The 25,823-nt window shown below is 72.1% G+C and carries 22 protein-coding genes; 12 read left to right on the forward strand and 10 right to left on the reverse strand.

Going from position 1 to position 25,823, the window contains the following annotated elements:
* Positions 1-180: 180 nt before the first annotated feature.
* Together ACIBP6_RS15260 and ACIBP6_RS15265 are read left to right on the forward strand one after the other, a co-directional pair.
* Positions 181-855: a response regulator transcription factor gene (locus ACIBP6_RS15260; RefSeq protein ID WP_397052487.1), complete on the forward strand. Its 675-nt coding sequence runs from the start codon at positions 181-183 to the stop codon at positions 853-855.
* Complete coding sequence (locus tag ACIBP6_RS15265) at positions 848-2,194, forward strand: sensor histidine kinase (RefSeq protein ID WP_397052489.1); 1,347 nt, start codon at positions 848-850, stop codon at positions 2,192-2,194. The genes ACIBP6_RS15260 and ACIBP6_RS15265 overlap by 8 nt, the downstream gene beginning before the upstream one ends.
* A gap of 432 nt (positions 2,195-2,626) precedes the next feature.
* Here ACIBP6_RS15265 and ACIBP6_RS15270 read toward each other — a convergent pair whose 3' ends face one another.
* Both ACIBP6_RS15270 and ACIBP6_RS15275 read right to left on the reverse strand, forming a co-directional pair.
* Positions 2,627-2,893, reverse strand: coding sequence for a hypothetical protein (locus tag ACIBP6_RS15270; protein WP_397052491.1), 267 nt, complete (start codon positions 2,891-2,893; stop codon positions 2,627-2,629).
* A 911-nt stretch (positions 2,894-3,804) separates the two neighbouring features.
* Entirely contained in the window at positions 3,805-4,674 is an 870-nt protein-coding gene (locus ACIBP6_RS15275) for a LysR family transcriptional regulator (RefSeq protein ID WP_397052493.1), read from the reverse strand.
* 562 nt (positions 4,675-5,236) lie between these two features.
* On the opposite strand from ACIBP6_RS15275, the gene ACIBP6_RS15280 reads away from it, so the two are divergent.
* Entirely contained in the window at positions 5,237-6,208 is a 972-nt protein-coding gene (locus ACIBP6_RS15280; protein WP_397052495.1) for a neutral zinc metallopeptidase, read from the forward strand.
* Positions 6,209-6,394: 186 nt separating this feature from the next.
* Positions 6,395-7,933: an LCP family protein gene (locus tag ACIBP6_RS15285; protein WP_397052497.1), complete on the forward strand. Its 1,539-nt coding sequence runs from the start codon at positions 6,395-6,397 to the stop codon at positions 7,931-7,933.
* A gap of 5 nt (positions 7,934-7,938) precedes the next feature.
* On the opposite strand, the gene ACIBP6_RS15290 is transcribed toward ACIBP6_RS15285, so the two are convergent.
* Positions 7,939-9,975: a spermidine synthase gene (locus ACIBP6_RS15290; RefSeq protein ID WP_397052499.1), complete on the reverse strand. Its 2,037-nt coding sequence runs from the start codon at positions 9,973-9,975 to the stop codon at positions 7,939-7,941.
* Between the two features lie 186 nt (positions 9,976-10,161).
* On the opposite strand from ACIBP6_RS15290, the gene ACIBP6_RS15295 reads away from it, so the two are divergent.
* Positions 10,162-11,406, forward strand: coding sequence for a S8 family serine peptidase (locus ACIBP6_RS15295; protein ID WP_397052501.1), 1,245 nt, complete (start codon positions 10,162-10,164; stop codon positions 11,404-11,406).
* 262 nt (positions 11,407-11,668) lie between these two features.
* On the opposite strand, the gene ACIBP6_RS15300 is transcribed toward ACIBP6_RS15295, so the two are convergent.
* The 3 genes from ACIBP6_RS15300 to ACIBP6_RS15310 form a co-directional block, all read right to left on the reverse strand.
* The gene (locus ACIBP6_RS15300; RefSeq protein WP_397052503.1) at positions 11,669-12,070 is read right to left on the reverse strand and encodes a hypothetical protein; all 402 of its coding nucleotides are present in this window, start codon (positions 12,068-12,070) and stop codon (positions 11,669-11,671) included.
* A gap of 653 nt (positions 12,071-12,723) precedes the next feature.
* A complete protein-coding gene (locus ACIBP6_RS15305; RefSeq protein WP_397052505.1) occupies positions 12,724-13,449 on the reverse strand; it encodes an ABC transporter permease in 726 nt (241 codons plus the stop codon).
* Positions 13,449-14,189, reverse strand: coding sequence for an ABC transporter ATP-binding protein (locus ACIBP6_RS15310; RefSeq protein WP_397052507.1), 741 nt, complete (start codon positions 14,187-14,189; stop codon positions 13,449-13,451). The genes ACIBP6_RS15305 and ACIBP6_RS15310 overlap by 1 nt, the downstream gene beginning before the upstream one ends.
* A gap of 67 nt (positions 14,190-14,256) precedes the next feature.
* Between ACIBP6_RS15310 and ACIBP6_RS15315 the strand changes: the two genes are divergently transcribed.
* Positions 14,257-14,970: a TetR/AcrR family transcriptional regulator gene (locus ACIBP6_RS15315; RefSeq protein WP_397052509.1), complete on the forward strand. Its 714-nt coding sequence runs from the start codon at positions 14,257-14,259 to the stop codon at positions 14,968-14,970.
* Here the strand turns inward: ACIBP6_RS15315 and ACIBP6_RS15320 are convergent.
* The gene (locus tag ACIBP6_RS15320) at positions 14,902-15,195 is read right to left on the reverse strand and encodes a DUF4190 domain-containing protein (protein ID WP_397052510.1); all 294 of its coding nucleotides are present in this window, start codon (positions 15,193-15,195) and stop codon (positions 14,902-14,904) included. The two genes, ACIBP6_RS15315 and ACIBP6_RS15320, sit on opposite strands and share 69 nt — an antisense overlap.
* A 116-nt stretch (positions 15,196-15,311) precedes the next feature.
* Between ACIBP6_RS15320 and ACIBP6_RS15325 the strand changes: the two genes are divergently transcribed.
* Positions 15,312-16,166: an ion transporter gene (locus ACIBP6_RS15325; RefSeq protein WP_397052512.1), complete on the forward strand. Its 855-nt coding sequence runs from the start codon at positions 15,312-15,314 to the stop codon at positions 16,164-16,166.
* Here the strand turns inward: ACIBP6_RS15325 and rpsD are convergent.
* Positions 16,117-16,731, reverse strand: coding sequence for a 30S ribosomal protein S4 (gene rpsD, locus ACIBP6_RS15330; RefSeq protein ID WP_397053398.1), 615 nt, complete (start codon positions 16,729-16,731; stop codon positions 16,117-16,119). The genes ACIBP6_RS15325 and rpsD overlap by 50 nt on opposite strands.
* A gap of 78 nt (positions 16,732-16,809) precedes the next feature.
* Here rpsD and ACIBP6_RS15335 point away from each other — a divergent pair, with 78 nt between their 5' ends.
* Positions 16,810-17,511, forward strand: a complete 702-nt coding sequence (locus tag ACIBP6_RS15335; protein ID WP_397052514.1) for a DUF2470 domain-containing protein — start codon at positions 16,810-16,812, stop codon at positions 17,509-17,511.
* Between the two features lie 4 nt (positions 17,512-17,515).
* Here the strand turns inward: ACIBP6_RS15335 and ACIBP6_RS15340 are convergent, their stop codons facing one another.
* Complete coding sequence (locus tag ACIBP6_RS15340; protein ID WP_397052516.1) at positions 17,516-18,154, reverse strand: TetR/AcrR family transcriptional regulator; 639 nt, start codon at positions 18,152-18,154, stop codon at positions 17,516-17,518.
* 78 nt (positions 18,155-18,232) lie between these two features.
* Here ACIBP6_RS15340 and ACIBP6_RS15345 point away from each other — a divergent pair, with 78 nt between their 5' ends.
* Positions 18,233-19,810, forward strand: coding sequence for an ABC-F family ATP-binding cassette domain-containing protein (locus ACIBP6_RS15345; protein WP_397052518.1), 1,578 nt, complete (start codon positions 18,233-18,235; stop codon positions 19,808-19,810).
* Positions 19,811-19,873: 63 nt separating this feature from the next.
* Here ACIBP6_RS15345 and ACIBP6_RS15350 read toward each other — a convergent pair whose 3' ends face one another.
* The gene (locus ACIBP6_RS15350) at positions 19,874-21,088 is read right to left on the reverse strand and encodes an ROK family transcriptional regulator (RefSeq protein ID WP_397052520.1); all 1,215 of its coding nucleotides are present in this window, start codon (positions 21,086-21,088) and stop codon (positions 19,874-19,876) included.
* A 153-nt stretch (positions 21,089-21,241) separates the two neighbouring features.
* On the opposite strand from ACIBP6_RS15350, the gene zwf reads away from it, so the two are divergent.
* The 3 genes from zwf (at position 21,242) to glk (ending at position 25,790) form a co-directional block, all read left to right on the forward strand.
* Positions 21,242-22,756 carry a glucose-6-phosphate dehydrogenase gene (gene zwf, locus ACIBP6_RS15355; protein ID WP_397053400.1) on the forward strand — a complete coding sequence of 505 codons (1,515 nt, stop codon included), beginning with the start codon at positions 21,242-21,244 and terminating at the stop codon, positions 22,754-22,756.
* 46 nt (positions 22,757-22,802) lie between these two features.
* Positions 22,803-24,746, forward strand: a complete 1,944-nt coding sequence (edd, locus tag ACIBP6_RS15360; protein WP_397052522.1) for a phosphogluconate dehydratase — start codon at positions 22,803-22,805, stop codon at positions 24,744-24,746.
* A gap of 78 nt (positions 24,747-24,824) precedes the next feature.
* Positions 24,825-25,790, forward strand: a complete 966-nt coding sequence (gene glk / locus ACIBP6_RS15365) for a glucokinase (RefSeq protein ID WP_397052524.1) — start codon at positions 24,825-24,827, stop codon at positions 25,788-25,790.
* Positions 25,791-25,823: the final 33 nt, after the last annotated feature.

The following is a 25,823-nucleotide window of genomic DNA, read 5'->3' on the forward strand; positions in this document are numbered from 1 at the left end:
GAAGCCGTCCGCACAGGCCGTGGTCGAGCCGGTGGTTAGAGTGCATGGCGTGCGCATACGCCCCCTTGATCGACGTTCGGCCTCATCGGGGGTGACGGGCGGGTCTTGCGCCCGCGGGCGGCTGAGAGTGCTCTCAGCCTTCTCAGCGTCGTCTCAGCGCAGGACCAGGAGAATCACCGCATGAGAGTGCTTGTCGTCGAGGACGAGCGGCGGATGGCGGCCGCGCTCCAACGGGGTCTGCAGGCCGAGGGGTTCGCCGTGGACCTGGCCCACGACGGTGAGGAGGGGCTGCACGCGGCCCGGCAGGGCGACTACGACGTCGTGGTGCTCGACATCATGCTGCCCAGGCTGTCGGGCTACAACGTGTGCAAGCAGTTGCGCGCCGAGGAGAACTGGGTGCCGATCCTCATGCTGTCGGCCAAGGACGGCGAGTACGACATGGCCGACGGTCTCGACCTCGGCGCCGACGACTACCTGACCAAGCCGTTCTCGTACGTGGTGCTGGTGGCCCGGCTGCGGGCACTGATGCGGCGCGACGCGGGACGGCGTCCGTCGGTGCTGGTGGCCGGCGACCTGTCGCTCGATCCGGCGCGGCGCCGGGTGGAGCGCGGCGAGAGCCCGGTCGAGCTGACGCCGCGGGAGTTCGCGCTGCTGGAGTTCCTGCTGCGGCGGCGCGACGAGGTGGTGTCGAAGACGGAGATCCTGGAGCATGTGTGGGACACGTTCGACACCGATCCCAACGTGGTCGAGGTGTACGTCGGCTACCTCCGGCGCAAGATCGACGTCCCGTTCGGCAGGAACGCGCTGCAGACCGTGCGCGGCGCGGGATACCGGCTGGCGGGCGACGGTGGCTGACTCGCCGCTGGTCTGGTGGCGGCGGCAGGGGCTGCGGTCCCGGCTCACGGTCGCCGCCTCGGCGGTGCTCGCGCTGGCGCTGGCGCTGTCGGCGTCGGTGCTGCTCAGCGTGCTCGAACGGGCGCTGATGGACACCGTGGACGAGTCGACGCTCGCCCAGGCGCAGGCCGTGCGGGTGGCGGCCGACGCCGGCACGCTGACCAGCCCGATCACCACCCACGACGGCACGGTCGTGCAGGTCATCGACGCGCGCGGGCGGATCACGCACGTCACGTACGGCACCGACCGGCTGGTGCCGCTGCTGGACGCCGACGCACGGGCCAAGGTCCTCGCGAACGGTGAGGCCACGCTGCTGGACGGGCGGCCGTACGCCATCCCCGGGTTCCTGCGGGCCATCGTGCTCAGCGCGGATCACGGGCAGACCGTGGTGGCGGCCCGGCCCATCGGCGAGATCCAGACCAGCCTCGTCACGGCCGGGCGGGTGCTGCTGGTCGGCACGCCGGTGCTGATCGTGCTGCTGGCGGTGGCGAGCTGGCTCATGATCGGCCGTACGCTGCGGCCGATCGCGGCGCTGCGCCGGGGCGCGGCGGACATCACCCACACCGCCCGGTCGCGCCGGCTGCCGGTGCCGCAGTCGCTGGACGAGGTGCACTCGCTGGCCACCACGCTCAACGACATGCTGGCCCGGCTGGAGGAGGCCGAGCAGCGGCAGCGGGCGCTGGTCTCCGACGCCGCGCACGAGCTGCGCAGCCCGCTGGCCAGCATCCGGCTGCAGCTGGAGGTCGCGCTCGGGCATCCCGACGGGCAGGACTGGCGGGAGACCGCCGAGGGGGTGCTGGAGGACACGATGCGGCTGTCGCGGCTGGCCGAGGACCTGCTCGCGCTGGCCCGCCTGGACGAACGCGGCGGCGTGCCGGCCCGGCGCGAGCCCGTCGACCTGGACGAGGTGGTACGCCGTACCGTGGACCGCTACGCCGAGGTGCGGCTGACCGCGTGCGCGCCGGTCGTGGTCCGCGGCGACGCCCTCGACCTCGGCCGCGTGCTGACGAACCTCCTGGACAACGCGGTACGCCACACCTCGTCCAAGGTGGAGGTGGCGCTGACGGCCGACGGCGTGCTGACGGTCACCGACGACGGGCCGGGCATCCCGGAGGCGGATCGGGAGCGCGTCTTCAACCGCTTCACCCGGCTCGACTCGGGGCGCAGCCGCGACGAGGGCGGTACGGGGCTGGGGCTGGCGATCGTCCGGGAAACCGTCCGCGCCCACGGCGGCACCGTCACCCTGGAAGACGCCGCCCCGGGTCTCCGCGCCGTCGTCCACCTCCCGCCCACCATCTGACCCCGACGCCCCAGGCCCGTCCCCCACGCTTCCCACTACCGACCCCGACGCCCCAAGCCCGTCCGCTCCCTCCCCCTCACCACCGAGACGCGCCAGGCCCGTCCGCACCCTTCCCACCACCGACCCCGACGCCCGCAGGGTCGTCTACAACCTCCCGCCACCGCCGCTGGCCCGTCAGCACCGTTGCCATCTGACCCCGACACCCCAGGCCCGTCCGCTCCCTCCCGTCACCACCGCGACGCGCCAGGCCCGTCCGCACCCTTCCCACCACCGACCCCGACGCCCCTGGCCCGTCCGCACCCTTCCCAGCAGCTGAGTCGCGCCGTCCCTGGGCCTCCGCGCCGTGATGCGCGTCGTGGCCACTCGACGCGAACGCCGCTTCCGCCAGGGGCCGCGGTGACCGCCCTCGCCAGTCCCGTTCGGTACAGGTGTCTAGGCACTGTGGGCGTGGCGTGTTAGGCACGAGTCATGCGTGCAGCGCGCAAGACGCCGCAGGGCCGCCCAGCCGGTGTCCCGCAGGGCCGCCCGGCCGGTGCTCTGCAGGGCCGCCCGGCCGGTGCTCTGCAGGGGCGCCCGGCTGACGCCCCACAGGGTCGCCTGAGCGAACGGACCGGTCGTACACTCGCGCGCCTCGCCGCCGCCGGCCGCGCCGGCGTACGCCTCACCGCTGTCGGCCTCGCCGTACACCTTCGCGTTCACCTGGCGCGCGGACGCCGCCACGGTTTCGTGGCGGCGTCTTGGTGCGCCGGTGGCGCAGCCCTTCCGTGGCTGCACGTCGGTCGCCGGGGTCCCCGGCGCTCACAGGGGTGGAGGCCGGTGCGGACGGCGGATGGTGCTGACGGTCGCCGACGGCGGGATGCCGTACGGCGGGACGGCGGGAGACACGCGTCGCGGGGTCCGCGACGGAACGGAGAGACTCGTCGCCGGGCCGGCACCGTCAACGGCCGGGGAAACGACGGCGGGGCCGTCAATGGCCGCGTCAGCGGCGGCGGGGCCGGAGGGGGCCTGCCGCGTGCCTGGCGCGGGCACGACGGCGGCTTCCGGGGAGGTGGTGCGGATCAGGGGCTGAGAGCCGATGCCCGAAGATCCTCAGGGTGCGGCGCCTTCGCCGGACCCCTCGGACCGAACGGCCCCAGGCCCCTCGAACGGGACGGTCTCATCCCTCGGGCCTTCCAGACCCTTCAGGCTGAACCGGTCCCCATCCCGGGGGTTCGGATGTGCCGATCCCCTGGGTTGAACGCAGCCCCTGGAGATCGGGCGTACGGGTCTCCTTGGCTGAACGCACTCCCTGGAGATCGAACGTTCCAGCCTTCTGGGCCGAACGCAGTCCCTGAAGATCGAACGTTCCAGCCTCCTGGGCCGAACGCAGTCCCTGAAGATCGGGCGTACCGGTCTCCTGGGCTGAGCGTAGCCCTTCGAGGCCGGGCGGTCCGGTCTCCTTGGGGTGAACCGTTCCTGGTCCCTGGGAGTTGGGGGGTTACGTGGGCGGAAACCGTCCTGGAGCGGATTCGGGGCCCTTGGGGGGAGCTTGTCCTGGTTCTCGGGTTGGGGGGTTGAGTTCGGTGGGGTGCGCAGGCCCCTGGTGTGGAAATGGATCGTTCCCGAAGTGGTCAGGCCGCTGTTCCCTTCTCTGCGGTCGCCAGGAAGTCCTGGGCGATGAGCGGCAGGCGCCGGCGCGCGTGGACGACGGCGATGACCCTGCGTACGGCGGGTTCGAGCGAGCGCACCACCAGTCCGGCACGGGCCGCCTGTTCGGCCATCCCGCGATACCAGAGCAAGGACGCCTGCCCGGCTCGTACGGCGTTGAGCCAGCCGTTGCGCTCGTCGGTTTCGAGCACGACCACCGGCGTCACGGCGAACTTGCCGAACATCGCGTCGAGCTCCCTGCGCCGCAGGCTGCCGCGGGCGGGCAGCGCCAGGCGCATGCCGTTCAGCTTGCCCATCGGCACCGGATTGGGCAGTTCGAGCCCGGGCGGGGAGATCAGCACGATCTCCTGGCGTTCGAGCGGGTGGGTGATGAGATCGGTGGGCACGGGGAGATCGGTGAGCCCGAGATCGGCCCGCTGATCCCTGATGGCGCTGACGACCGCGTCTCTGCCGTCGCACCGCACGATGTGCACGCGCACTCCCGGGTGTTCGGCCGCGTAGGCCGGCAGTAGCCGTCCCGCGAGACCGGGTTCGAGGCTCGGGGTGGAGGCGATGCGGAGTTCCGCCTCGGTGACGCCACCCTGGCCGGCCAGTCCTTCGATCTGGTGGACGGCGTCGAGCGCCTCCCTGGCCAGCTTGACCACCCGACGGCCTGGGGCGGTGACGACCACGCCTCGGCCGGAACGGGCGAACAACGTCATGCCGAGCTCTCGCTCGAGATCGCGGATCGCGCGTGACAGCGCAGGCTGCGCGATGTAAAGCGACCTGGCCGCGTCGGTCATGGTGCGGTGCTCCGCAGTCGCGACCACATAGCGGAGCTGCTGGAGATTCATGCCAAAGAAGCTAGGACACCACCCGCCGCGGAGACCGGGAGATAGCAGAGATCACCTCGAATGATTTCGGACCGTAACCGAGCACTGCTACATCCGTGACGGGTGATACATCAGTATGCTTTTGCCCCAAATTTGCCAAGGGTCCGTCAAGTCGCGACGCAAATGCCTGCATTGCGGACAAGCGGGTGAACGGGGAGACACGGTGACAGGCAACGGGCATTACCCACCCCCGCCACAGGGGTCAGGAGAACCACAGCGGCCCCCCTCCTTACCGTGGCCGCCACCAGGCCGCCGTCAGCCACAACCCCAGCCGTACGGCCCGGGCGGCGCCGGCGGCCCTGGCGGTCCGAGCGGCCCGGGCGGCCCTGTCGGCCCTGTCGGCCCTGGCGGTCCGGGACACCCGTACCCGCCGCGGGCCAACCCGTACCCGCCGCCGAGACCGCCGAGGCCGCCATACGGGCAGCCCCAGCAGCAACCGCACCGGCAGCCTCCCCCACCGCCGCCCCGGCCGCCGATGCCGCCGCGGCAGTGGCAGCCCGCGCCGCCGCGCAGGAAGCAGGGTATGGGCGTTGCCGGAGTGCTCGGCATCGTGTTCGGCTCGCTGGCGGCACTGTTCGTGCTGATCGTCGTCGGGGCGGTGATGATCGGCGGCTCGTCCGGCTCGGACACGACGACGCCGATCGCGATCCCGACGTACGAGCCCTCGGACGAGGAGTCCGACGAGCCCGCCCCCACCCGCGACGACGAGCCGGCACAAGAGCAGGAGCAGGAGACCGCCGACCCGCCGGCGCAGCCCGCGCTCAACACGAGCCTGAAGAACAACACCATGTACAGGGCCGGCGGACTGCCGCGGCTCACCTGCCGGGCCGGCAACGCCAGCATCTTCAGCCATGGCCAGCTCAAGGCCCTGATCCTGAAGACCGGCAAGTGCATGGACCGGGCGTGGCGGCCGGTCCTGGAGAAGCAGGGCATCGACTTCAGCCCGCCCGGCTACGCCATCGCCGCGGGGCGGGGCAGGGGCGCGTGCGGGGACTACCCGTCGGCGGGCAGCATGGTGCCGTACTACTGCCCGCGCAACAACACCATCTACGCCTCCACCTCGGCGATGGCGCGCGGCAACGGCAACGCCCGGGGGTACGGCCAGATCATCTCCTGGCACGGCGGCATCATCAGCATGATGGCCCACGAGTACGGCCACCACGTCCAGAACATCACGGGCCTGATGGACTCCTGGTGGAGCGCCACACTCGACACCGGCAGCCAGAACACCAAGCTGGCGCTCAGCAGAAAGATGGAGCTCCAGGCAACCTGCTTCGGCGGCATGTGGATGCGCTCCGTGGCGGCCTCGTATCCGGTCAGCACGGCGAACCGCGGCCGGCTGTTCTGGTTCTACGGCCAGGTGGGCGACCACCCCCAATACCCCCGTGACCACGGCTCTCCCGCGAACAACAACAGGTGGTTCCGGCAGGGGTGGGAGAAGAACCGCACGTTCCAGTGCAACACGTGGCGGGCGCCCTCCTCGACGACCTCGTGATGTTGACGTGCCGTTCATCTCAGCTTGAGCACATGTCTCTGTTGTCCATATATGGGGGCTAGAATCCTGGCAATCTTGTGCCGATGGGGGCTGGACATCAGTTTTGCCTGGTAGGCGTGTAAGGAGCCGGGTGTGAGCAATCGCGATGGGGTAGAGACCGTGCCGGGAGGCAGGAAACGGCGCCCCATGCGACGACCACGCCCGGGATCCGGCCGTACCGCCACCCGCGCCGCCTCCCCCAGGCCCGGCTCCAGCCGGCCGCGTTTCGCGAAGCCGCTGACGCCCGCCTCCGTGCTCGGCTGGACCGCTCTGTCCGCCGTCGTGCCCGGCGCCGCCCACCTGCGCGCCGGGCACCGTCGTACCGGGCTGGTGCTGGTCAGCGTGTACGCGGTGCTGCTGCTGGCGGCCCTGGCCTACGGGCTGAGCGTGGCCAGCAACCTGGAGAACGCCGCCGTCCTGGCCGACGACGGGATGATGATGCTGGTGATCGTCATCGTGTCCGTGGCCGCGCTGGCGTGGTTCGCGCTGCTGGTGACGTCGTACATCGTGCTGGGCCCGAACCGGCTCAACCAGCAGGGCCAGATGCTGACCGGCATCGTGGTGGGCGTGCTGTGCGTGGCGGTGATGTCGCCGTTCGCGCTGACGGCGCAGACCATGGTGACCGCGCGCAGCACGATCAGCGACATCTTCAAGACCACGCCCGACGCCGACGCGTCACTGGCGGCGCAGAACGCCGAGGACCCGTGGAACGGCAAGACCCGGGTGAACTTCATGCTGATCGGCGGCGACGCGGCGAGCAACCGGACCGGCGTGCGCACCGACAGCATGAACGTGGCCAGCGTCGACCTGAAGACCGGCAACACGGTCCTGTTCAGCCTGCCCCGCAACCTGCAGCACGTGCGCTTCCCGCCGTCCTCTCCGCTGCGCAAGCAGTTCCCGAACGGCTTCATGGCCGAGCTGCCGAACGGCGGCCTGCTCAACGAGGTCTGGCAGTACGCCAACGACCACCCGGAGATCATGGGCGGCCACAACAAGGGCCCCCGCGCGCTGATGGACGCCATCGGCTACACCTTGAACCTGCACATCGACTACTACGCGATGATGAACATGTACGGCTTCGCGGACCTGGTCGACGCGATCGGCGGCCTGCGCATCCGGGTCGAGCAGGACATCAAGTGGGGCGGCCTGTACGGCACCGCCGGCACGATCAGGGCCGGCTACCGCAAGCTGTCGGGCGAGGAGGCCCTCTGGTACGGCCGCTCCCGGGTCAACAGCGACGACTTCTCCCGCATGGCCCGCCAGCGCTGTGTCATCGGCGCCTTCGCCCAGCAGGCCACGCCGACGGTCATCCTCACTCGCTTCACGCAGATCGCCGGGGCGGCCAAGCGGCTGGCGGAGACGAACATCCCGCGCCACCTCGTGCAGCCGCTGGTGGAGCTGGCCGTCAAGGTCAAGGACGCGAAGATCACGAGCCTGCAGTTCGTGCCGCCGGAGTTCTACTCGGGCGCGCCCGACTGGGTCAAGATCCGCCAGGCGACGAAGAAGGCGATCAGCGACTCGGCGCGGCCGCCCCGCCAGGCGCAGGCCGCCAACGTGAGCGCCTCGCCGAGCGTGACGTCCTCCGCCGCGCCGAGCACCCGCGCGGCGACGCCGAAGCAGACGCCGACCCGCAACTCACAGCGGGCCGGCGGCGCGAAGACCCTCGACGAGCTCTGCGGTTTCTAAGCCGGTCACGCCAGGGCCCGCTGTCGCGGCAGCAGGGCCATGGCGCCGAGGTAGAGCAGGGCGGCCACGACGAGCAGGCCCTGGTAGCCGATCACCAGGGCCGCGTACTCCAGGCAGCCGCCCACCATGGCGCCGAGCAGGTTGGCGCCGAACGACGTGGTGGCGTCGGCGGTCTCGGCGAAGCGCTTGGCGAAGACGACGTTCGCCGCGAAGATCGGCAGGAACGCCACCACCACGGCGGCCACGGCGCGTAGCGGCACCGGCAGGGACAGCAGCCACTCCGTGGGCACGAGCCAGGCCAGCAGCAGGCCGGCGAAGAGCACGCCGTACATGACGGGCAGCGGCGGGGTGCGGAAGCGGCGGGTCACCTCGACGGCGGCGAGCACGGCGACCAGCACACCGGCGAACACGATCGCGTTGACCACCCACGTGGTGCCGAACAGCAGCGCGAACCCGGTGATGCTCTTGGTCTCCAGCAGCATGAACGCCACGCCCAGCAGGAACAGGTCGGCGTACGGGCGCATGCGCCGGTACGGCCCGGCGACGAGGCGGACGGCGATCAGGCTGACGGCGAGGATCAGGCCGAGCGTGATGAGGTAGATCGGCGGGACCGTCGCGTCCTTGAGGTAGAGGAACGGGCGGTCGTCGTCGGCGGGCGACGGCGTTCCCGCGGCGGCGCCCGGCCACTCGGCGGCGCAGCGCTGGTCGGCGGCGGTCAGCCCGGCGGTGATGACGGCCTGGTGGCCGGCGGTGCTGACCACGTCGACGCAGGGCTTGTGGCCGAACGCGCTCTGCACGGTGGACGCGAGGCGGTCGACCAGCCAGCTCTCGCGGTAGTAGTTGTACATCGAGAACGCGCCGCCCGGCTTGAGGTGCGCCTGGGCCGCCCGCATGGCCTCCTCGGTGAACAGGTAGCTCTCCAGCCGCAGCGAGCTGGCCCCGGAGACGAGGGTGAGCGAGTCGGGCAGGGCGAAGAGGATGAGGTCGTACTTGTCGGAGCTGCGTTCCAGGAAGGCGCGGCCGTCGGTGATGTGGGTGGTGACGCGCGGGTCGGCGTAGGGCCGGTCGGGGTGGACGGTGGCGCCCAGCTCGCGCAGTTTGGGGTCGATCTCCACGGCGTCGACGCGGGCCGCGCCCTTGGACAGGGCGATGGCGACGTCGGTGCCGCTGCCCGCGCCGACGATGAGCACGTCCTTCGGCGGCTGGGCGGCCCGCTCGTACGGCAGGCCGTACTGGCGTTCCAGCTGCAGGCGGGCGGCGGCGGGCATGGTCTGCTGATGCGGGATGCCGTTGACCGCGATGTCGGTGACGGGGACGCTGAGGCCCTGGAGCTCACGGAAGGTGACCTTGTAGTACGGCGACCAGAGCGCGCCGGCGGTCAACGACTCGGCCAGCAGCAGCCCCACCACGGCCGCGGACGGCACGGTGACCAGCCCGACGTAGAGGGCACGCGGACGGGGCACGAGCAGCACCCCGTAGCAGGCGGCCGCGATGATCCCCCAGACGACCGGCGGCGCGCTCAGGAACGACAGCGCCGTGAAGACGGCGATGCCGGTGAGGCTGCCGATGAGGTCGTAGCGGTAGGCCTCCAGGCGCGACAGCTCGGGGAAGCAGCGCCCGACCAGCTCGGCGGGGCCCATGAGGACGGCCGCCGCGGCGCAGAAGATCACCGGCAGGATGAGCCAGGCGGGCGGGCCGGTGGTGGACAGGCTCGTCCAGTACAGGACGCCCTCGGTGTCACGGTCGACCGTCACGGGGAAGGCCAGCACGACGATCACCAGGATCGCCAGCACGACCGGCGAGTAGTACGGCTGCCGCCGCGAGCGCCCCACGCGCAGGAAGCCGAGGCCGATGCCGAGGAAGGAGCCGAGCAGCACGAAGTTCGTGAAGTAGCTGAGGTGGACGATGTTGGACCCCGTCCACCGGATCAGCGCGAGCTCGAGGAAGAGCATGAAGGCGCTGGCGAGGACGAGCCTCGGCCGCACCGCCAGCCAATGGGCCTTCTCACCGTCGTCGACCGGCTTCTGCGCCTGGAGCGTCATGGTGCCTCACCGTAGTGAACGGACCCGGGACACGGAAGTCTGACGCCCCAGAACAAAGATCGTCCACTTCGTGGCAAATGTCGCATTATTGCAGGTCACGAGCCTGCCGATAGCGCTGGACGAGCCGGGACGGATGAAGGAATGTTGGGAGGTTCCTTCCCCTCTCCACACGTTCGGTGGTGACACATGCGGGTCCTGATCCAGCTCCGCCCCTCCCCCGACCTCGTCTCCGCGCTCTCCGATCCCTGCGGGACGGTCACCGCGGCCGACGTCGCCGGTGGGATGCCCGGGGTCGAGCTCGACACGGCCTTCGCGCCCGTGACCGTGCCGCGGCCGGCCGGCGACCCCCTCTCGCTCCGGCCGCTCGACGTCTCCGACGACGCCTGTGTCGTGGTCCGCGGCACGATCCGCGACGACGGGCCCGACCGGCTGCCCGCCCCCGGTGTGGCCGTCTACGCCGACCCGGCCATCGAGGCCGTGCCCGTGCGCGGAGACGGCCCGTCGGTCGGCGACTGGCACGACGTCGAGCGGCTGCTGAACGTCGCGGGCCTGCACGCCGAGGGACTCGACGGCGACGGCGTGGCGCTGGCCGTGCTCGACACCGGGATCGACGGCGCGCACGCGGCCAGGCGGCTCGGCCGGAGCGTCACCCTGGACGCCGGGTCCCGCTGGGGCGCGTCGGCCCGGCCGGGTGAGTCCGCGACCGGCCACGGCACGATGTCCGCGTTCGACGCGCTCATCGCCGCCGCGCACGCCACGCTCATCGACCTGCCGGTGCTCTCCCCGGGGCGCGGCGCCCTGCTGTCGGACGCGCTGTCCGCCTTAGCCCGCCTGCGGACGGCGCTCGAAGCGCAGCCCGAGCAGTCGAGGGCGCTGGTGGTGAGCAACGGGTGGACGGCGGTCGCGCCGGACCTGCCGGCCGGCCACCCGGGTGGCTACTCCGGCAACGCCGCCCATCCGTTCAACCTCATGGTGAGCGCGCTCGATCGGGCGGGCGCCGACGTGGTCTTCGCGGCGGGAGACCACGGGCGGCCGATCGCGGGCGCGTGCTCCCATCCGAAGGCGCTGTCGGTGGGGGCCGTGGACGTCAACGGCGACCGCCTCGGCTACTCCTCCAAGGGGCCAGGGCGGCTGACCGCCCGCAAGCCGGACGTGTGCGCGTACGCGCATTTCGCGGGGTCGGCGGCGTTCGGGGCGGACGAGCCCGACGCCGGCACCGCCGCCGCGGCGGCCGTGGCGGCCGGGCTGGTGGCCGCGGTGCGCACCCGGTGGCCGGCGTCCCGGCTGTCGCCGGCCGAGTTGCGGGCGCTGCTGCGGCGGACCGCCGAGGACCGCAGCGAGGCCGGGTTCGACTACGACTACGGCTACGGCAGCGTGGACCCGGCCGGCATCATCGCCGCGCTCCAGCGGCGGGCGCGGAACGCGGCCTGAGTCAGGCGTGCTCGCGGTCGCACACGCGCCTGCCGATCCCCAGGCCGCGGCGCCGGCGGCGTAACTCGGACGGGTCGTGGCGGACGGGGCGGGTGGCGCGGTGACCGGTGCGAGGAGTCGTGCTCGGTGCGGGTCATCAAGGACCGTTCACGGCAGCGAAGGGCCGCACCGGCCACCGGTACGGCCCTGGTGGTTTCGCTGCTACAGGCACGTGACATCGGATGAGGCGGCCTGTTGGCAGGCGATCGGGGCTTTCGGTCGATCAGCGACCGCCGCCACCACCGCCGCCGCCACCGCCGCCGCCGCCGCCGCCACCGCCGCCGCCGCCACCGCCGCCGCCACCGCCACCGCCACCGCCACCGCCACCGCCACCGCCGATGTTGGTGTTCTGGTTGTCGATGCGGACGTCGGCGCCACCGCCACCGCCGCCGCCACCGCCACCGCCGCCACCGCCACCGCCACCGCCACCGCCGCCGTGGCCGCGAGCGCGGCACCTAGCCGGATTCCTGTGGAACCTGCAGGGGTGGGATTGCGAGATGGTCTCCGTGGTGGTCCGCTGGGCGGAGGTCTCAGCGGCGGCGGGCAGAGCCGATGCCGCGACGGGGACGACGAGGGCCGAGGCCGCCATTGCGCCGGCCGCGAGGAAGTTCTTGATCTGGTTCATTGCTAGATCACCTCTAGCTCGGTTCTCGGGTTGAGGTCCCGACGCATCGGGACTCGGGACGGCCGCGCCGGTCCTCACGGACCTTGGTCGCGGCCGATTGATCTCACGCTAATTTGCGGGCTCGGAGGGGCTGATCTCGTAGAGGCAAAACTCCAGGCTCGCCCTGATTGCCCTATGACCATGAAGAGTGAGCGTTCACATGCCGACGGTTACGAGCGGCAGGCATCGAGTGATCAACGCTCAAGGGTTGTCCAATTCATGTGGACTGTTCCCGGTCCTGGCGCCGAGGCGGTCGCGCGATGTATCGCGTCACAGCGTGACACGGTAAGGCGGTGCCTCCGGCCCGCCTCGGCCTCCGTGAGCGAGGCTTGCCCACCCCTCAACGAGCGCTTGGTTCCGAGAGCCGTTCCGCGAGGTTATGCGGCAGGAAGACCATAGCCTCCATCCGATTGCGCTCGCCTGACTCGCGGCGGCGCACACGGATCAAGCGACTCGCGGGGCCCCGGGCCGACGCCGCCCGGGGTCTTCGCCGGCGCCGTGACTGGTACGCCGTGCCCATGCCGATGCACCCCGGCGGCCGCCCCGGGCGTGCACCCGGGGCGGCCGGATCATCGCCGCGCCCTCGGGCTGCGGGCGGGGAACGCGGGCCTGAGTCAGGCGTGCTCGCGGTTGAACACGCGCGTGCCGATCAGCAGGCCGGCCGCCGTGAACAGGGCGGTCACCGCGACGCCCACCGCGACCGTGGCGGTGGCGTACCGGCCGTGGAAGAGGTCGCGTACGGCCTCCAGCGCGTACCGGAACGGGCTGGCGTGCGAGAGGGCGTCGAGCCAGTCCGGGGCCATCGACATCGGCAGGAACGAGCCCGACAGCAGCACCAGCGGCACCACGGCCGTGCTCATCACCGGCGCGAACAGATGCTCGTTCATGGTGAGCGCGACCGCGTACGACAACGCCGCGAGGCCCGCGCCGAGCACGACGACGAGCGCGAGCCCCGCCAGCAGCCCGGCCGGCGGGACGCGCAGCCCGAAGGCGAAGGCCACCGCGAGCAGCAGCACCGTCTGCACGACCAGCGTGACCACGTTGCCGAGCACGCGGCCGAGCAGCAGCGACAGGCGGCGGGCCGGGGTGACGCGCATGCGCTCCAGCACGCCCGTGCGCTTGTCGAAGACGACGCCGAACCCGGCCATCCCCGTGCTCATCAGCCCGAGCTGGATGATCAGACCGGGGACGAGCGTCTCCCACGTGCCGAACGTGGCGAAGATCGGCCCGAACAGCACCAGGAACAGCAGCGGCTGGATCGCGCCGAAGACGACGCCGGCCTTCTGCCGCAGCATGGCGCGTACGTTGTGGCGGAACAGCACCCAGGTGTCGCGCGGCATCACAGGCCCGCCTCCTCGCGCGGCGCGCGGCCGGTGAGGTCGAGGAAGACGTCGTCGAGCGTGCGGCCTCCGGTCTTCAGCTCCGCCGGCGTGCCCCCGGCCACGATCGCGCCGTGGTCGATGACGATCAGCCGGTCACACAGCGCGTCGGCCTCCTCCAGGTAGTGGGTGGTCAGGAACACCGTCATGCCGTGCTCGGCGCGCAGCGCGCGGATGTGGTCCCACAGTGCGGCGCGGCTCTGCGGGTCGAGGCCGGTGGTCGGCTCGTCCAGGAAGAGCAGCACGGGGTCGTGCAGCAGCGCGAACGCGATGTCGAAGCGGCGGCGCTGACCGCCGGACAGCGCGGCGGCGGGCCGGGCGTCGAGCCCGGTGAGCTCCAGCCGGGCCAGGACCTCCTCGGCCCGGGCGGCGACCTCGCGGCGGCTCAGGCCGTACAGCCTGCCCTGGAGCTCGAGATCGTCCTTCAGCGGCGTGGCGAGCGCCAGTCCGCTGCCCTGGGCGACGTAGCCGATGCGCCCGCGCACCTCCCGCGGCTCGCCGGAGAGGTCGTGGCCGGCCACCGTGGCGGTGCCGGACGTCGGGCGCAGCAGCGTGGTGAGCATGCGCATGGTGGTGGTCTTGCCGGCGCCGTTCGGGCCCAGGAAGCCGACGATCTCGCCCGGCTCCACCGTGATGTCGACGCCTTTGACGGCTTGCACGCCGCCGTCGAAGGTCTTCCCCAGACCTGCGGTCCTGATCAATTAAATCGCCTCCAAATTTAGGGTAACCATAATTTTAGAGTCACTGCAAACTTGGTACGATGGAGGCATGGCAGAGGGGCTACGGGAGCGGAAGAAGCGCGAGACCAGGCAGCGCATCGCCGACATGGCGATGGGGCTGTTCATGGCGCGAGGGTTCGACAACGTGACCGTGGCCGAGGTGGCGCGGGCCGCCGACGTGTCCGTCAACACGGTCTTCAACTACTTCACCACCAAGGAAGACCTCTTCGCCGACCGGCACGACGTGGCCGTCGACCTGCCGGTGCGGGTGCTGCGGGAGCGCGCGCGGGGCGAGAGTGCGGTGGCGGCCTTCCGCCGCGACTTCCTCGACGCGATCGGCACGCGAGACTGGCGCCACGGGCTCAACCCGGGCGCCGACGTGTTCGCCAGGATCGTCGACGACAGCCCGTCGCTGGTGGCGCGGATGCGGGCGCTGCACGAAGAACGCGAGACGGCGCTGGCACGCGCGCTCGCCGACGAGATCGACGCCGATCCCGACGACCTGACGCCCCGGCTCGCCGCCGCCCACCTCCTCACCACCACGCGGGCGCTGACCGACTACGCGGTGCGCAGGCAGCTGGCGGGAGAGCCGTGGGAGAGCGTCGAGCCCGGCCTCAGGGCCGCCGCGGAGCGGGCGTTCGAGCTGCTGGAGCGCGGGCTCGGAGCGCTGGGCGCGCTGGGTGAGCTGGGTGAGCTAGGCGAAGGCCCCGGCGAGCAGGGCGAGGGCCAGGATCACGATCGTGAGGCCGAGACCGAGGCATAGCAGCACCGTGCTGATGATGCCGCAGACGCGGCCGGCCTGGACCTGACCGCGGTTGTCGAAGAAGTAGCCGCTGGCGTCGATCTCGCGCAGCGCCCTGTTGCCCATGGCCCAGGCGAAGGGGCCGAGGAAGGAGCAGATCACCAGGCTGAGGATGCCCAGCACGAGGATGGTGGTGCCGTTCGGGTGGGTCTGCGGTGGCGGACCGTAGTAGTGCTGATACGCCATCGTTCCGGTCGCCCCCTTTTTCCGCTCAAGTCGGTGTTTATACCACAGGCACCGGGATGATCATCTTGCGCCATCATGGGAGGGCACATGATCAGACCTTCTAGGAGCCTGCCCCCGTGCGTGAACGCACCCGCGCCTTCCTCGCCCACCGGCACTTCCAGCGCTTCATCGTCGGTGTCATCCTGGTCAACGCGGGCACTCTCGGCCTGGAGACGTTCCCGGCCGTCGTGGAGCGCCACGGCCCGCTGCTGACGGTGGTCGACCACCTGGCGCTCTACATCTTCACCGCCGAACTGGCCGCCAAGCTCTACGTCGAACGGGCCGCGTTCGTGCGCGACCCGTGGAATCTCTTCGACACCGCGATCGTCGCCGTCGCGTTCGCCTCGACGGCGGGCGGGCTGTCGGTGCTGCGGTCGCTGCGCATCCTGCGGGCGCTGCGGCTGCTGTCGGTGGTGCCGAGCCTGCGCCGCGTGGTCTCGGCGCTGCTGCGGGCCATGCCGGGGATGACCTCGATCGTGGTGCTGCTCTCCCTGGTGCTCTACGTGGCCGCGGTCATGGCCACCAAGCTCTACGGACAGAGCGCGCCCAACCGCTTCGGCAGCCTGCCGACCTCGTTGTTCACCCTCTACCAGACGATGACGGGCGACGACTGGGGCAACATCGCCAGGGAGGTCATGAGCCGGCACCCGTCCGCCTGGATCTTCTTCACGATCTTCATCCTGGTGTGCACGTTCGTCGTGCTCAACCTGTTCATGGCCGTGGTGGTGAGCGCCATGGACGAGGAGAACGCCGAGGAGCGGGCCGCGCTGGAGGACACCACGGCCCACACCCAGCGGATCCTGGACGAGCTCGCCGAACTGCGCAAGGAGGTCGCCGAGCTCCGCCTGCGCGCGGAGTCGGCCGCTGGGCCCGCCGCCGTCCTCAGCGAGAGTAGAACTCGACCACGAGCTGCTCGTCGACGGGGACGATGATCTGCTCGCGCTCGGGGCGGTGCGTCAGCGTGAAACGCAGCTCCGGCAGCTCCACCGACAGGTACGGCGCCGTGCGCTCGTCGGCGTGCACGCCCTCGGCGGCGGCCACGAACGGGTGCATCCGGCGTGACCGCTCACGCACCGAGACGACCTGCCCCGGCTTGACGAGGTAACTGGGGATGTCCACCTTGCGGCCGTCCACGGCGATGTGGCCGTGGTTGACGTACTGGCGGGCCGCGTAGATCGACGGGGCCAGGCCGGCGCGCAGCACGAGGGAGGCCAGGCGGGTCTCCAGCAGCGTGACCAGCTCGGCGCCCGAGGCGCCGGACCTGCGCACGGCCAGGTCCCAGTAGCGGCGCAGCTGGCGCTCGGACACGTCGTAGTACCAGCGCAGCTTCTGCTTCTCCATCAGGCGCAGCCCGTAGTCGCCGGTGTTGCGCCGGCTGGTCTTGCGGCCGTGCTCGCCCGGCGGGTAGGGGCGCTGCTCGAAGTAGCGGACGGCTTTCCTGGTCAGCGGGACGCCCGCGCGACGCGACAGTCGCACCTTGGGGCCGGTGTAGCGCACGTTCACCTCTTGTGCTTAGGTAATCCTTACTTAGGTGAGCCTAACTTACCATCGCCCGCGTTCTCAAAGGAGGCGCCCATGCTGCCGATCCCCGAACGGGTCCGCACCCTCGCCGCGACCGCCGGCGTCGCCAAACTGACCGTCGACGGCGCCCCGTCGCCTGTCCGGGGTGGGGTGGACCAGCGCGGCCGGCCCGTGCTGCTCGTGTTGCCCGGTGAGCCCCTGCACAGGGTGCGCGACGACGCCGTCGCGGCGGTCAACCTGACGGCCATGCGGCGGCTGGGCTCGGCCACGCATCCGCGGGGGCTGGTGGAGGTGCAGGGATGGGCGGAGGCCGTGCCGGAGGAGGAGGCGCGCTCCGCGGCGGTGGCGGTGGCCGCGCGCTGTCCCGACGAGGGGCTGTTCGAGGCCTTGGAGCGGTACGGGCAGGCGGACGCGCCCCGGTTGTTGCGGATGGACGTGGGCCAGGTCGTCTATCTGACCGGCCAGGAGTCGGGGACGCTGGACGCCGACGAATATCTGGGCGCCGCGCCCGACCCGCTGACCGAGGTGGCCGAGCGGGTGCTGGCGCACGTCAACGAGTCGCACCGCGCGCAGCTCGCCGCGGGCGTGGCGCGGCAGCTCGGCGAGCGCGCCGGCGAGGTGTGGCTGTGGGAGCTGGACCGGCTGGGGGCGACCGTACGGGTGGACGAGTCGCTGGTGCGCTTCCCGTGGCCGTCGGCCGCGCGCTCGGCGCTGTGCCTGGAGACGTCGCTGCGCAGCCTGTTGTGCACCTGCTGAACGGTTACCGGCGGGCCTGCTCCATGCCGTCGAGCAGGTAGCCGAGGCCCTCGTCGAACGTGGCGTCCCAGGTGTGGCCGAGGCCGTGCTCGGCGAGGACCGGGTAGCGGGCGGCCCGCTCGCGCAGGAACGCGCCGGCGTCGCCTTCGCCGCCGCGCTCCCACGCCACCTGCATGATGACCGAGCCCATGACGTAGTTGGCCAGACTGTAGGCGGCGGCCTTCGGCGGGGTGAAGCCGGCCCCGGCCAGGGTCTGGTAGAGGAACTCGGTGCGCGAGAGCGCGTTCGGGCCCATGAGCGGGCGGTCGAGCAGGGTGGCCGACCAGGGGTGGCGCAGCAGGGCCGCCCGCCAGCCGCGCATCAGCTCCCGTGCCGGTCGCCGCCAGCCCTGCCGATCCGGCGCGGGATCGGGGAGGCGGACCTCGCCGAAGACGGCGTCGAGCGCCAGGTCGAGCACGTCGTCCTTGGTCGTGACGTGCCAGTAGAGGGTGGTCGAGCCGGTGCCGAGGCGCTCGGCCAGACGGCGCATGGTCAGCCGGTCCACGCCCTCCTCGTCGAGCAGCGCCACCGCCTCCGCCACGATGCGCTCCAGCGTCAGCGTCTGCCTGGGGGCCTTGCGGGGTCGCGACCACACGTTCTCCACCCGCGCATAATACGGTGGACGGGTGACTGGATCGATGGTCTAGTTGGTGGAACATCGGTCGAGCGGGAGATGGGGGCCATGGGGCACGTGGACGTGCGCGAAGTGTCGTACCTGCTGCCCGACGGGCGGCCGCTGCTGCTGGAGGTGTCGTTCCGGGTGGGCGACGGCGCCAAGGCCGCGCTCGTCGGGCCCAACGGCGCCGGCAAGACCACGTTGCTGCGGCTGATCGCGGGCGAGCTGCGGCCGGCCGAGGGGCGGGTCTCCACCAGCGGGAGCGGCGTCGGGGTGATGCGGCAGTTCCTCGGCACGGGCACCGTGCGCGACCTGCTCACGCACGTGGCGCCCGCCCGCGTCCGGGAGGCCGCCGCGGCGGCCTCCCGGGCCGAGGCCGCCCTGGCGGCGCGCGACGACGAGGAGACCCAGCTCGGCTACGCCCAGGCCCTGGCCGACTACGCCGACTCGGGCGGTTACGCGCTGGAGGTGGTGTGGGACGCGTGCGCCACCGAGGCGCTGGGCCTGCCGTACGAGGAGGTGCGCGACCGGAGTCTGGCGACGCTGTCGGGCGGGGAGCAGAAGCGGCTCATGCTGGAGGCGCTGCTGCGCGGCCCCGACGACGTGCTGCTGCTCGACGAGCCCGACAACTTCCTCGACGTCCGCGGCAAGCAGTGGCTGGAGCGGTCGATCAGGGGGTCGGGCAAGACCGTGCTGCTGGTCTCGCACGACCGGCGGCTGCTGGCCGAGGCGGCCGACCGGATCGTCACCGTCGAGGGCCGGGGCGTGTGGGTGCACGGCGGCGCCTTCGCGTCGTACGCGCAGGCCCGCCGGCGGCGCGCGGAGCGGCTGGAGGAGCGGCGGCGGCAGTGGGAGGACGAGCGGGCCCGGCTGCGCCGGCTGGTGCACACGCTGCGGCAGCGGTCGGCGAACAACGACGCGCTGGCGGGGGCGTACCAGTCGGCGGTGACGCGGCTGGAGCGGTTCGAGCGGGCCGGGCGGCCCGAGCGCCCGCCGAAGGAGCAGAACGTCCGGATGCGGCTGCGGGGCGGGCGCACCGGCAAACGGGCGGTGGTCTGCGAGGAGCTGGAGCTGACCGGCCTGTTGCGGCCGTTCTCCACCGAGATCCGGTACGGCGAGCGCGTCGGCGTGCTCGGCCTGAACGGCACCGGCAAGTCCCACTTCCTGCGCCTGCTGGCCCGCGAGCCGATCGCGCACACGGGCGCCGCCCGCCTGGGCGCCCGTGTGCGCCCCGGCTATTTCGCGCAGACCCACCTGCGGCCCGACCTGCGCGGACGGCCGGTGGCCGAGCTGGTGATGCGGGAGTACGCGCTGACCCGCAACGACGCGATGGCCGCGCTGGCCCGCTACGAGTTGGCGCCGGCCGGCGGGCAGCCGTTCGAGACGCTGTCGGGCGGGCAGCAGGCGCGGCTGCAGATCCTGCTGCTCGAACTGTCGGGCGCGACGCTGCTGCTGCTCGACGAGCCGACCGACAACCTCGACCTGGCCAGCGCGGAGGCGCTGCAGCGGGGGCTGGAGGGCTTCGAGGGCACGGTGCTGGCGGTCACCCACGACCGCTGGTTCGCCGACGCCTTCGACCGCCACCTGATCTTCAGCGTCGACGGCCGCGTCCAGGAGAGCCCCGCCCCGCGCTGGGATCTCTGACGCAACCGCCACGCTCTCCTCGCCGTCCCGGCCGTACGGCCGTTCAGGTGGCGGCCGTGGTGATCAGCCGGCGGGGCGGGCGATCAGGGTGTCGGGGCTCAGGGACGTGAGGGTCATGCTCACGTCGACCGCCTCGGGGGAGAGCACGTGGTCGAGGACCATCACCGCGCAGCCCGTGATGCCGGCGCCCGCGCCGAGCCGGCTCGGCTCGATGCGCAGCCGGCGGGTCGCGAGGGCCGTGGAACGGCGGTAGACGACCTCGCGGATGCTCGACACCAGCGGGCCGAACGCCTCCGCCACGTCGCCGCCCAGCACCACGACCGCCGGGTTGATGATGTTGACCGCGCCGGCCAGCACCTCTCCGATGCGGCGACCGGCCTCGCGGACGGTGGCCATCGTCTCGGCGTCGCCGGCCCGCACCAGCGCGGTCACGTCGGCGATCGTCTTGACGTCCTTGCCGAGGGCGCGCAGGTCGCGCAGGAGGGCGGTGCCGCTGGCCACGGAGTCGACGCAGTCGGTGTTGCCGCAGCGGCACAGTACGCCGCCGCCGTCCAGCACCGGGATGTGGCCGATCTCGCCGGCCGCGCCGAGGGCGCCACGCAGGATGTCGCCGCCGGCGATCACGCCCGCGCCGATCCGCGTGGAGACCTTGACGAACATCAGGTCACCCAGGTCGGGGTAGACGCCGCGGTGCTCGCCGATGGCCAGCACGTTCACGTCGTTGTCCACCAGGACGGGCACCGGGAAACGCTCACGGATGACGGGCGGGATGACCACGCCGGTCCACGAGGCCATGACGCGGGCGCTCTCCGTACGGCCCTCGGCGAACTCGACCGTGGCCGGCACGCCCATCCCGACACCCCTGATCATCGAGCGCGGCCGGTCGCCGAGCAGCTCGTCCCAGGTGTCCATGAGCAGCGGGAGCACGACGTCGGGGCCCTCCTCGACGTCCATCGAGAACTCCCGGCCGGCCAGCTCCTTGCCGGCCAGGTCGCAGACGGCCACCCGGGTGCGGCTCGCGCCGAGCGCGGCCACCAGCACCACGCCGCCCGCGGCGTTGAACTCCAGCCGGACGGGCGGCCGCCCGCCCGTCGAGGGGGCGTCGGTGCGCTCGACGACCAGGCCGCGTTCCAGCAGCTCGCCGACGCGCAACTGCACGGCGGGGCGCGACAGGCCGGTCACCCGGCCGAGGTCGGCCCGCGTGACGGCCTCACCGGTGCGGATCAGTCGGAGCACCTCGCCACTCGTGGCGAGGGTCGCGGCAGTACGTCGAGGCATCGGCTAAGTGAACCACACGGGCTTCTGTCATGAAAAGTCGCGACTTTTTCATCTCAGATACCAAAACTCCGCTTGTGCACGACCCAAACTCTCGTTAGTGTCCGATCTGTCCCTGCTAGGCAGATCATCGGAGCCTTCACCGTGTCCCCCGCAGTGCCCACCAACCCGGCGCCCGCCAACCCGTCCGGCCCAGCAGCCGGTACGGCACACACCGCCGACCTCGTCGTCTTCGGCGGAACAGGCGACCTGTCCATGCGCAAGCTGATCCCCGCGCTGTACCACACCGACAGGGACGGCCGCCTCTCCCCCGAGACCCGCGTCATCGCCATGTCCCGCGGCGGGCTGACCGACGCCGACTTCCGCGGCAAGGTGGACGCCGAGGTACGCGACCAGGTCCCGATCGACGACCCCGAGCTGTGGCGGCGCTTCCTCGGCCGCCTGCACCACGTGTCGGTCGACGTCGGCGGCGAGAACCGGTCCGGCTGGAAGGCGCTGGCCGAGCTGCTGGCCGGGCACGAGGACCGCGACCGCGTCTACTACCTCGCCAGCCCGCCCAGGACGTTCGGCCCCTTCTGCCGGGAGCTGCAGGAGGCCGGCCTGGTGACGCCGCGCTCGCGCGTGGTGCTGGAGAAGCCGCTCGGCCACGACCTGGTGAGCGCGCAGGGGATCAACGACGAGGTCGGCGCCATCTTCGACGAGCGCCAGATCTTCCGCATCGACCACTACCTGGGCAAGGAGACGGTGCAGAACCTGCTGGTGCTGCGCTTCGCCAACGCCTTCCTCGAGCCGATCTGGAACTCGCTCTGGATCGACCACGTCCAGATCACCGCCGCCGAGACCGTCGGCACGCCCGGCCGGCGCGGCTACTACGACCACGCGGGCGCGCTGCGCGACATGGTGCAGAACCACCTGCTGCAGCTGCTGACGCTGACCGCGATGGAGCCGCCGGCCCGCAACGACCGCGAGGCCATCCGCGACGAGAAGGTCAAGGTGCTGCAGTCCCTGCGGCCGATCATCGACGGCGAGGTCGACCGCTTCACCGTGCGCGGCCAGTACGTCGGGGCCGACGGCATGCCGGGCTATCTCGACGAGCCGGCCTCCACGCCGCCGACCGAGGCTTCGAGCCGGGTCGAGACGTTCACCGCGATCCGGGCCGAGATCAAGAACTGGCGGTGGGCGGGGGTGCCGTTCTACCTGCGCACCGGCAAGCGGATGCCGTACCGGCGCTCGGAGATCGTGGTGCAGTTCAAGGACGTGCCGCACTCCATCTTCCCCGGCGGCTCGCCGAACCGGCTGGTCCTGCGGCTGCAGCCGGAGGAGGGCATCGAGCTGCACATCATGGCCAAGGAGCCGGGCGCGGGCGAGGTGTCGCTGAAGCCGGTGCCGATGGCGCTGAGCTTCGGCAAGACGTTCACGACGCGGGTGCCGGAGGCGTACGAGCGGCTGCTGACCGACGTGCTGGACGGCAACCCGACGCTGTTCATGCGGCGCGACGAGGTCGAGGCGGCCTGGCGGTGGATCGACCCGATCCTGGACGCCTGGAAGGCCGACCCGGCGCTGCCGGAGCCGTACCCGGCCGGGAGCACGGGCCCCGCGGCCGCCCACGAGCTGCTCGGCCGCAGCGGCCGTACCTGGCACGACGGGGAGCACGACGGGGAGCACGCGTGAACGCAAGGAGCGACCTCGGGTTCGCGGACCCGGTCAAGGAGGGTTCATGAACACCGTCATCCAGGAGATCACCGACCGGATCGCCGAGCGCAGCGCCGCCAGCCGGGCCGCGTACCTGGAGCGGATCCGGCGTGAGGGCGCGGCCGCGCGGGCGAAGGGCCCGGCGCGCGCCCACCTCGGCTGCGCCAACCTCGCGCACGGCTTCGCGGGCGCGTCCGCGGAGGACAAGCCGGCCCTGCGCGGCACGGCCAAGCCGGGCGTGGCCATCGTGACCAGCTACAACGACATGTTGTCGGCGCACCAGCCGTACGAGACGTACCCGCCGGAGCTGAAGGCGGCCGTGCGCGCGGCCGGGGGCGTGGCGCAGGTGGCGGGCGGCGTGCCGGCCATGTGCGACGGCATCACGCAGGGGCGGGCCGGCATGCAGCTGTCCCTCTACAGCCGCGACGTGATCGCCATGGCCACCGCGATCGCGCTGTCGCACGACATGTTCGACGCGACGCTGCTGCTGGGCGTCTGCGACAAGATCGTGCCGGGGCTGTTCATCGGGGCGCTGCACTTCGGGCACCTGCCGGCGATCTTCGTGCCGGCCGGGCCGATGACCTCGGGCCTGCCGAACAAGGTCAAGGCGCGCACCCGCCAGCTCTTCGCCGAGGGCAAGGTCGGCCGTGACGAGCTGCTGGACGCCGAGGCGAAGTCGTACCACTCCCCCGGCACCTGCACCTTCTACGGCACCGCCAACTCCAACCAGGCGCTGATGGAGGTCATGGGCCTGCACCTGCCGGGCTCGACGTTCGTCAACCCGCACACGGAGCTGCGCCACGCGCTCACGGCGGCCACGGGGCGCCGCGCGGTGGAGATCACCGCGCACGGCGCGGAGTACACGCCGATCGGCGAGCTGGTCGACGAGAAGTCCATCGTGAACGCCTGCGTCGCGCTGCTGGCCACCGGCGGGTCCACGAACCACACGATCCACCTGGTGGCCATGGCGGCCGCCGCGGGGATCGAGCTGACCTGGGACGACCTGGCCTGCCTGTCGAAGGTCGTGCCGTCGCTGACCAAGATCTACCCGAACGGCCAGGCGGACGTGAACCACTTCCGCGACGCCGGCGGCATGCAGGTCCTGATCGGCGACCTGCTGGACGAGGGCCTGCTGCACGCCGACGTGATGACCGTCGCCGGGCCGGGCCTCGACCGCTACCGCGAGGCGCCGGAGCTGGTGGACGGCGAGCTGGTCTGGGCGCCGGTCACCGGCGGCAGCGCCGACCTCGACGTGCTGCGCCCGGTCGCGAACCCGTTCGCCGCCGACGGCGGCATCCACATGCTGGAGGGCAACCTCGGCCGCGCGGTCAGCAAGGTCTCGGCGGTCAAGCCCGAGCACCTGGTGATCGAGGCGCCGGCCAAGGTCTTCGACGACCAGGCCGACCTGCTGGCCGCGTTCGAGGCGGGCGGGCTGGACGGGCAGGACTTCGTGGCGGTCATCCGCTACCAGGGGCCCAGCGCGAACGGCATGCCCGAGCTGCACAAGCTGACGCCGCCGCTGGCCGTGCTGCTGGACCGGGGGCAGCGGGTGGCGATCGTGACCGACGGCCGCATGTCGGGCGCGTCCGGCAAGGTGCCGGCGGCCATCCACCTGTCGCCGGAGGCGGCCGACGGCGGGCCGATCGCGCTGGTGCGCGACGGCGACGTGATCAGGCTCGACTCCGCGGCGGGCACGCTGGAGCTGCTGGTGCCCGCCGAGGAGCTGGCCCGCCGCACACCCGAGGGCCGGCCGCTGAGCGACGCGCAGTGGGTCGGGACCGGCCGCGAGCTGTTCGCCACCTTCCGCCGCATGGCCGGGCCGGCCGAGCGCGGCGCGGGCGTGTTCGGGGTGAGCGGCGCCGAGTCGGCGCAGCACGGCCCCGGGCTGGGCTTCCCGGCCGAGGCGGGCTCCTCGCACCTGGAGACCGGCACGCCGGCGGGCGTGCGTCCCGCCGGATTGGCGCGGTGAGCGCCGCCGTCTCCGCGCGTGGCATCATCCTTCGGTGTACGGACGATCTTGTCGCCGTCCCGGACGCCGGAGGTGTGCGTGAGCGCCTTTGACCTGCCCTGGCTCGTCGCCGACATCGGCGGCACCAACGCGCGGTTCGGCCTGGTCACCTCGCCGGAGGCCAGGCCCTCGAACGTGGCCGTACTGGCCGGGGCCGACTACGCGACCCTCCCCGAAGCCGTAGCCGCCTATCTCGTGGAACACGCGGGCGGAGTGCGACCGGGGGCGGCCTGCCTGGCCTTGGCGGGACCCGTCGAAGGCGACCGCTACCGGCTCACGAACTCGTCGTGGGCCGGGTCCGTGCGCGATCTCGGCGTCCCGTACGCCGTGCTGCTCAACGACTTCGAGGCGCTGGCGGTGTCGCTGCCGCACCTGGACGGCGACGACCTCGTCTCGCTGGGCGGGCCACCGCCCGGCGCGGGGGCCAAGGCGGTGCTGGGCCCGGGCACCGGGCTCGGCGTCGGCGGGCTGGTGCCGTCGCGCGACGGCTGGACGCCGGTGCCCGGCGAGGGCGGCCACGTCACGGTGCCGGTGGCGGAGCCGCGCGAGTTCGAGGTCGTCCGGGCGCTGCGCGCGCAGGGGCTGGAGCACGTGGTGGCCGAGCACGTGCTGTCCGGGCCCGGCCTGGTGCGGCTGCACCGGGCGCTGGCCGAGGTGCACGGCGTCGGCGCGCCCGATCTGACGGCCTCGGAGATCGTGGCCCGGGAGGACGACCCGCTGTGCGCGGAGACCGTCGAGGTCTTCTGCGCGATGCTGGGCGGCTTCGCCGGGAACGTGGCGCTGACGCTCGGGGCCAGGGGCGGGGTGTATCTGGGCGGCGGAGTGCTGCCCCGTATGGTGGAACGCGTGCGTACCAGCGCCTTTCGCACACGTTTCACCGACAATCCCGACATGGCCGATTATCTGGCGGCCATCGGGACCGTGCTGATCGTCGCGCCCCAGCCCGCGCTGACCGGCGCCGCCGCGTGGCTGCGCCAGCGCGCCCGCACGGAGGGCGCGGGGTGAATCCCCGGCCGGCGTTTCCGCTGGGAGCGGGGG

This window comes from Nonomuraea terrae (assembly GCF_044465245.1).
GTDB lineage: Bacteria > Actinomycetota > Actinomycetes > Streptosporangiales > Streptosporangiaceae > Nonomuraea > Nonomuraea terrae.